At 74.6% G+C, this 6,918-nt stretch carries 5 protein-coding genes and 1 other RNA gene; 2 read left to right on the forward strand and 4 right to left on the reverse strand.

What is annotated here, in order from left to right:
* Positions 1–494: 494 nt before the first annotated feature.
* Both eda and yaaA read right to left on the reverse strand, forming a co-directional pair.
* Positions 495–1,151 carry a bifunctional 4-hydroxy-2-oxoglutarate aldolase/2-dehydro-3-deoxy-phosphogluconate aldolase gene (gene eda / locus SSBG_RS22120; RefSeq protein WP_008748296.1) on the reverse strand — a complete coding sequence of 219 codons (657 nt, stop codon included), beginning with the start codon at positions 1,149–1,151 and terminating at the stop codon, positions 495–497.
* 75 nt (positions 1,152–1,226) lie between these two features.
* Entirely contained in the window at positions 1,227–2,027 is an 801-nt protein-coding gene (yaaA, locus tag SSBG_RS22125; protein ID WP_008748297.1) for a peroxide stress protein YaaA, read from the reverse strand.
* 144 nt (positions 2,028–2,171) lie between these two features.
* On the opposite strand from yaaA, the gene rnpB reads away from it, so the two are divergent.
* Positions 2,172–2,573, forward strand: an RNA gene (rnpB, locus tag SSBG_RS30405) — RNase P RNA component class A.
* A gap of 1,128 nt (positions 2,574–3,701) precedes the next feature.
* Here rnpB and SSBG_RS22135 read toward each other — a convergent pair.
* Together SSBG_RS22135 and SSBG_RS22140 are read right to left on the reverse strand one after the other, a co-directional pair.
* Positions 3,702–3,908: a helix-turn-helix domain-containing protein gene (locus SSBG_RS22135; RefSeq protein WP_037870390.1), complete on the reverse strand. Its 207-nt coding sequence runs from the start codon at positions 3,906–3,908 to the stop codon at positions 3,702–3,704.
* Between the two features lie 93 nt (positions 3,909–4,001).
* Entirely contained in the window at positions 4,002–4,997 is a 996-nt protein-coding gene (locus SSBG_RS22140) for an Lrp/AsnC family transcriptional regulator (RefSeq protein ID WP_037870392.1), read from the reverse strand.
* 412 nt (positions 4,998–5,409) lie between these two features.
* Here SSBG_RS22140 and SSBG_RS22145 point away from each other — a divergent pair.
* The coding region (locus SSBG_RS22145; protein ID WP_234010771.1) for an MFS transporter at positions 5,410–6,918 on the forward strand (1,509 nt) is incomplete at its 3' end.

Consider the following 6,918-nt stretch of genomic DNA (forward strand, 5'->3'; position numbering starts at 1 on the left):
CATGGACCTCGCCCCGGCCTCGCTCTCGGCGCTGGCGGTGTGGGGCGACGGCAACACGACGGTGCGGTACGTGAACAGCACGGCGCACCTGCCGCCGGGCTGAGTGCCGGGGGAGGGGCGCCGGGAAGCGGTTTGCGGGGGACTCCCTGGGGACTTTCGGGGCGGCGCCGGGCCTCGCGCGGCTGTTCGACGCCCCGCTGGCCGGGCGCGGCGTCGTGTTTTCGTGGGCCGGGGAGCGAGGGCGTACTTGGCCGTGGCCTCTTACGCCGACGGCTGGGCACCCGCCGTGACTTCGGCCGGGCAGCCCCCGCCGGTGGAGCGCGCCATGTGCGAGCGCCCGGCGGACTCGCCGCGTGCCCGAGCGGATTCGGCGCGGCACGCATCGGCGCCTCATGGGCCGCAGCGCACGCCGCTTGCCCAGGCCGGGACGGAACGCCGCCCCCTGCCGGTCGCTTCCGTCCCTGCCGGTCGCTTCCGTCCCCGCCCTCGGCGGCTCAGCGCAGCGCCGACGCCTCGCGGGCCAGTGCCTCGACCCGGTCCCAGTCCTTCGCCTTCACCGCGTCGGCCGGCAGCATCCAGGAGCCGCCCACGCAGCCGACGTTGGGCAGCGCGAGGTAGCCGGGCGCGTTCTGCGGGCTCACGCCCCCGGTCGGGCAGAAGCGCGCCTGCGGCAGCGGGCTCGCGAGCGACTTGAGGTACGGGGCACCGCCCGCCGCCTGCGCGGGGAAGAACTTCATCTCGCTCACGCCCGCCTCCAGGAGCGCCACGACCTCCGACGTCGTGGAGACGCCGGGCAGGAACGGCACCCCGGAGGACTTCATCGCGGCGAGCAGCGCGGGCGTCCACCCCGGGCTGACGAGGAACCGCGCCCCCGCCCGTACCGCCGCGTCCACGTTCGCCGCCGAGATGACCGTCCCCGCGCCCACGACCGCGTCGGGCACCTCGGCCGCTATCGCCGCCATCGCGTCGAGCGCGACGGGCGTCCGCAGCGTCACCTCGATCGCGGGCAGCCCGCCCGCCACGAGGGCGCGCGCGAGCGGAACGGCGTCGGTGAGGTCGTCGATCACGACGACGGGGAGCACGGGGGCGAGGTCCAGCACGGAACCGGGAACCTCGGCGGCGGACGGGGCGGGGACGGGCGAGTCTGTCATGGCCTCATCGTGCCTCGCGCGCGGCATCCTGCGCAAAGCCCGTTGCGCAGGGCGCAACGCCCGGTCGCCGAGGGCTCAGTGCACGTCCGTGACCACGACGTCGAGCGCCCACGGCTTCCCCTTGCCGCCGGGGCCCGCCGTCTCGACCGTGTGGCCCAGGTCCCGCAGCGCGGTGACGAGTTCGGCGGGGGATGCGGCCCGTACGTCCCGCGCGAGCAGGTCCCGCACGATCCGCCCCTTCGTCGCCTTGTTGAAGTGGCTCACGACCGAGCGCTTCTCGACCCCGCCGACCCGCCGCGCGTGCAGCACCCGCACGGTCGCGGTCCGCTCGGCGAGCGGGCCCTTCGGCTTCCACGCGGCGGCGTACGCGGCCGAGCGCAGGTCGAGCACGGGCCCCTCGCCCGCCGCCTCCGGCAGCACCTCCGCCAGGAAGGGCCGCCAGTACGCGCCGAGCGCCCCGAGCCCGGGGAGCTTCACGCCCATCGCGCAGCGGTAGGAGGGGATGCGGTCGGCCGTGCCGAGCGCGCCCCACAGCCCCGAGAAGACGAGCAGCGAGCGCGCGGCCCGCTCGCGCGCGGCGGCGTCGAGCGTGGCGAGGCCGAGCGCGTCGTAGAGGACGCCGGTGTAGATCTCCCCGGCGGGCCGCGTTCCCGCCTCGTACAGCCCGGCGTTCTTCGCGACCTCGCTCCGCAGCCCCTCGCTGAGCCCCAGCACGTCGCGCGCCTTCTCCTCGTCGCCCGCGCACAGCGTGACGAGTTCGTCGAGCACCCGTTCCCGCGCCGCGGTGAGCCCCGGCAGCGAGAGATCCCCGAGCGCGAGCGGGGCCCCCTCGCCCCCCGCGGCCTTCCCCTCGGACGGCGGCAGCAGTACCAGCACGGTGTCTCTCCTCGTTCACGAACGCGCGGGGCGCCCCGCACGGGGCCCCTGGCCAGGGTAGTAGGGGGAGCGGGGCCCCCTCCGGGGGTACGCCGCCCGCGAGCGTGCCGCTCCCGGCGACCGGTACCATGACCGCACGGCAGACGAGCCGGGCGGACGGCCGCGTGGGCCCATTCGGGGACCCCCGAGGAACGTCCGGGCTCCACAGGGCAGGGTGATGGCCAACAGCCACCCGGGGTGACCCGCGGGACAGTGCCACAGAAAACAGACCGCCGGAGGCTTCGGCCTCCGGTAAGGGTGAAACGGTGGTGTAAGAGACCACCAGTGCCCGAGGCGACTCGGGCAGCTAGGTAAACCCCACCCGGAGCAAGGTCAAAAGGGAGCACCCCGGTGCTCCTGCGCGGACGTTCGAGGGCTGCCCGCCCGAGTCCGCGGGTAGACCGCACGAGGCCGGTGGCAACACCGGCCCTAGATGGATGGCCGTCGCCCCGGGCACGCCGCGAGGCCCCCGGGGAACAGAACCCGGCGTACAGCCCGACTCGTCTGCCGCCACCAGCGGCTTTGCCTCGGAAAGGGCCTCCGACCTGCGTCGGAGGCCCTTTCCGTGCTGTCGGCGGCTTGCCACGTTAGGCCGCCGAAAGTCCCTGTCGGCCTCAAGGCAAAGCCCGGCGGGCACGAACTCCTCCCCGCCCTGTGGCCCGAACCGCCGACAACGACACGCTGTAATCCTTGGTGTCCGATCCGTGCGCATGGCGACTGCTTGACACCGCGAGCGCGCAGAACGCTCCGCACGGGGAGCGGGAACCGACGGCCGTTCCTCCGCGGGCGCACCGTGTCGCCCCGACCGCCCGCGCCACTCGCCTGTTCGATCCTGGAGCAGGGGCCATGAGCGGTACCGGTCTGGACGCCACCTTCATCGTCGGGCTTCACGGAGTGCTCGACAAGCACCCCTGGACCGAACAGGTCAACGCCGAATTCGATCTCGAAGAGGACGTGTTCAGCCTCGCCGTGCGGCGCGCGTCCGCTTTCGCGTGGAGCTCCACGGCGTTGACCGACGAGCGGACCGGGAACCTCTGGGACCACGACGACGCCGACGGCGACTGGACCCCCGACGGAACCGTCCGTCAGCTCGCCCGGCTCCAGACATCGCTTCCCCGGCCCGCCCACACGCCCGGAAGGGCTCGACGCGCACCTCGCCTGCCGATCCTTCCCGTCCTCACCGTGCTCTCGGACGCGCTCCGCCGCGTGCGCGCCGTGCGGCTCACCGGCACGCACCCCCTCGCGCCGCTGCACCGCGCGGGAGACGCAGGCATCGCCCTCGACCACGCTCGCCTTCGCCGTGCCGAACGCCTCCCCGCCCCCGGACTTGCGGACGAACTCCAGCCCCCGCATCGCCGTGAGCAGCGCGTTGGCGATCTGCCGGGGATCGATGCCGTCCAGTACCTCACCGGCCTCCTGGGCCTCCGCCACCGATGCGGTGAACAGGTCCAGGACGCGCTCGTAGGTCCGGTGCGAGGCGGCGTGCACGTCCTGGTCCAGCCGCGAGAGCGCGGAGGCCGACCCGGACAGGTGGCAGCCGTCGCTCGTCGGCCCGATCCGTCCTCCGTCGTCGGAGGTGACGGCGGCCAGCAGCCAGGCCCACGGCGAGCGTGCCGCGCGCCGTCCTCCGTCCAGTCAGGCGAGTTGCTCGGCGCGGTAGTCGTCCAGAGTGTGGAGGAAGAGCTGGTGCTTGCCGCCGAAGGCGCCGTAGAGGCTCGGCGAGGCGACGCCGGTCGCCTCGCCGAGCGCGGACATGCTGGTGCCCTCGTGGCCGTGGTGCCAGAACTGCCCACGGGCGGCCGGCAGGACGTCGCGCTCCTCGCACTTCCTCGGTCGTGCCATGGAGAGCGGCTCACCTGGTTATTGGCTGTTCGACCAGAAACATTCCGCTCTGTGCCGCGCCTCCGCCGTCGCCGGGGCGCCCCGGCCCTTCGCTCAGCGCCGCGGCGCCGGTGCCACGAGGCGGCCCCGGTGCACGAGCGAGGCCGCCTGCTTGAGGGTGCGCAGGCGCACGCTCACGCTGTAGTCCGTGATGCCGGGGACGCTCGCGAGGCCCCGGCTCAGGAAGTCGTAGAAGTCAGCGGTGTCGGTGCACATCGCGATGGCCATGAGGTTCTGCTCGCCGCTCGTCGCCCCGGCGAAGACGACCCTGGGCAGCGCGGCGACCGCCGTACCGGTCTCCTCCAGCAGCGCGGGCGGCGTGCGCAGCCACAGGGCCGCGCCGAAGGGGTAGCCGAGCCGCTCGGGGACGAGGTCCACGTCGTAGAAGAGCGTGCCGCTCCGCTCCAGGGTCTCGACGCGGCGGGCGACCCGGCCCGGGGTCCAGCCGGTGCGCTCGGCGAGGGTGGCGTGCCGGGCCCGGCCGTCCTCGGCGAGCACCGCGAGCAGCGGCGCGTCCTCGGGGCGCGGCTCGACGGGCGGGCCCTGCGGCACCGGGCGCGGGTGGCGCGCGCGGAGCAGGGCGACCGCGTCCTCCGGCAGCGAGGGCCCGAGCCGCCCCCAGTCCGCGCCCGGCGGCGAGTAGGGGTGCAGCATCATCCGGGTGTCCACCGCCAGGACGCCCGGGAACGTCGCGAGGCGCCGCAGCACGTCGGGGACCCGGCCGTCGTGCGGGGTCTCCAGGGAGCAGACGATCTCCGAGCCGCCGAAGGTGATGTTGGCGAAGGACACCTCGGGCAGCCGGGTCACCGCGTCGGCGAGCGCGTCGAGCCGGTCCGGGCGCAGCGAGATCCGTACGACGCTCGCCGCGAGGCCGTGCACCGCCGGATCGACGAGCCCGACGACCCGGACCATGCCCGCCCTGCGCATCGCCCGGAAGCGGCGCGCCACCGTCTGCTCCGAGGCCCCCACCACCTCGCCCACCAGGCGGAACGGGGCGCGCGGCGCCACATGCAGGGCGTGGAGGATATGACTGTCCAAGGTGTCGGCCATGGAGAAAGCATCGCACCGGACCGGAACCTGTGGATGTTCCGGCCGATTCCGGGTCCGTGGCTTGGGGGAAATCGCGTTTTCGGCGGAGACTTTCCGAGGATTCGCGGACGAGTGGCGGCGCGCTTCCGGGCCCGGCCCGGGGGCGCCGTCCGGCCCCGAGTGCGTGCGGGTTCCGCACGCGACGGGGACCCCACCTCGTCCCGCCGGCCGGCGAAGGCGCCGTCCGGCCCGCTCGTACGCCCGCACGGAGCGCCGCCATCGGCCCTCCGGCGGCCCCGTACGGCCGGACCTGCCCCACCCGGCCGCGACTCCGCCCGTCCCACGCGCCGGTGTCCCCCGGCGCCCCGAAGGAGTTCCCTTGTCCCAGTCACCGCCCGCGACAGCCGTGCCCCACCGCGGGGTGACGCTGTTCATGGCCTGCCTCGGGGTCTTCGTCGCCTACCTGCCCGTGACGAGCGTCTCGGTGAGCCTGACCTCGATCCAGTCGGCGCTCTCCACGACGACCTCGCAACTCTCCTGGGTCTCGGACGCCTTCGTGCTGCCGATGGCCGCCTTCATCCTCACCGCCGGTGTCTTCGGCGACGTCCACGGCCGCAAGAAGGTCTACCTGGCCGGGCTCCTGCTCTCCGCCGCCGGGGCCGCGACCTCGCTGACCGCGCACTCGGTCGGCCAGCTCTGGACGGGGCAGGCCCTCTCCGGGCTCGGCGCCGCCGCGCTGCTGCCCACGACGCTCGCGCTCATCAGCCACGCCGTGCCCGACCACCGCGAGCGCGGCAAGTTCATCGGCTTCTGGGCGATGTGCCTCATGGGCGCGCTCGCGCTCGGCGGCATCGTCGCGGGCACGATCCTCGCGCACACGTCGTGGCGCTGGATCTTCCTCGTCCCGATCCCCGTCGCGCTCCTCGCCTTCGCGGTCTCGGCGAAGCTGCTGCCCGAGTCGCGCGCGCCGCGCACGAGCCGGCTCGACTGGCCGGGCCAGATCACCGCGACGCTCGCCATCACCGGTCTCGTCCACGGCGTCATCGAGGGCGGCGCGGGCTCCTTCACGGACGCCCGGGTCCTCGTCGCGCTCGCGGTCGCCCTGGTCAGCGCGGTCCTCTTCGTCGTCACCGAGCGCCGCGCCGAGCACCCGATGCTCGACCTCGCGCTCTTCCGCAGCCCCGGCTTCACCGCCACGACGCTCGTCGCGATGGTCATGTTCCTCGGCATGATCGGCTTCTTCTTCGTGCTGAGCCTCTACTTCGGCATGGTCCAGCACCTCGACACCCTCGGCACCGCCTGGCGGATGCTGCTCGTCACCGGGGCCGCGCTGGTCGTCAGCGGCCTCGTGGGGCGCCTCATGCACAAGTTCGCGCCGCGCCTCATGATCACGCTCGGGCTGCTCCTCGTGACGGCGGCGCTGCTCACGCTGCTCGGCGCCGAGGCGGACAGCTCCTTCGGCGCCCTGTCGTGGCGGCTCGTCCTGCTCGGCCTCGGCATGGGCCTCGTCACGACGCCGATGACCGCGACGGCCGTCGCCTCCGTGCCGCACCCGCTCGCCGGGATGGCCGCCGCGGGCAACAACGCCTTCCGGCAGGTCGGCGGCGCGCTCGGCCCGGCCGTCCTCGGCGCGCTGCTCACGAGCCGCGCCGCCGCCGCGCTGCCGGACAAGCTCGCCGGCAAGGGCGTGGACGGCACCCTCGCGGACCGGCTCACGCACGCGGTCGACGGCGGCGGCCTCGGCGCGGTCGGCTCGGTGCCGCTCGGCGCCCGCGCCGGGCAGGTCTACGGGGCGGTCGGCGACGCCTTCCTCGAAGGGATGCGCCTGTGCCTGACGATCTCGGCGGCGCTCACCTTCCTCGCCGCCGTCCTCGCCTTCGTCCTGCTGCGCCCGCGCGCGGCCCGTACGGAGGGCGCCGGGGTCGTCCGGGGCTCGGCCCCC

This window comes from Streptomyces sp. SPB074 (assembly GCF_000154905.1).
Lineage (GTDB): Bacteria > Actinomycetota > Actinomycetes > Streptomycetales > Streptomycetaceae > Streptomyces.

Excerpts from the sequence above, each read along its gene's own strand:
- SSBG_RS22135 (WP_037870390.1), bottom strand. The coding sequence starts at position 3,908 with ATGGCACGACCGAGGAAGTGCGAGGAGCGCGACGTCCTGCCGGCCGCC.
- SSBG_RS22140 (WP_037870392.1), bottom strand. The coding sequence starts at position 4,997 with ATGGCCGACACCTTGGACAGTCATATCCTCCACGCCCTGCATGTGGCG.
- eda (WP_008748296.1), bottom strand. The coding sequence starts at position 1,151 with ATGACAGACTCGCCCGTCCCCGCCCCGTCCGCCGCCGAGGTTCCCGGT.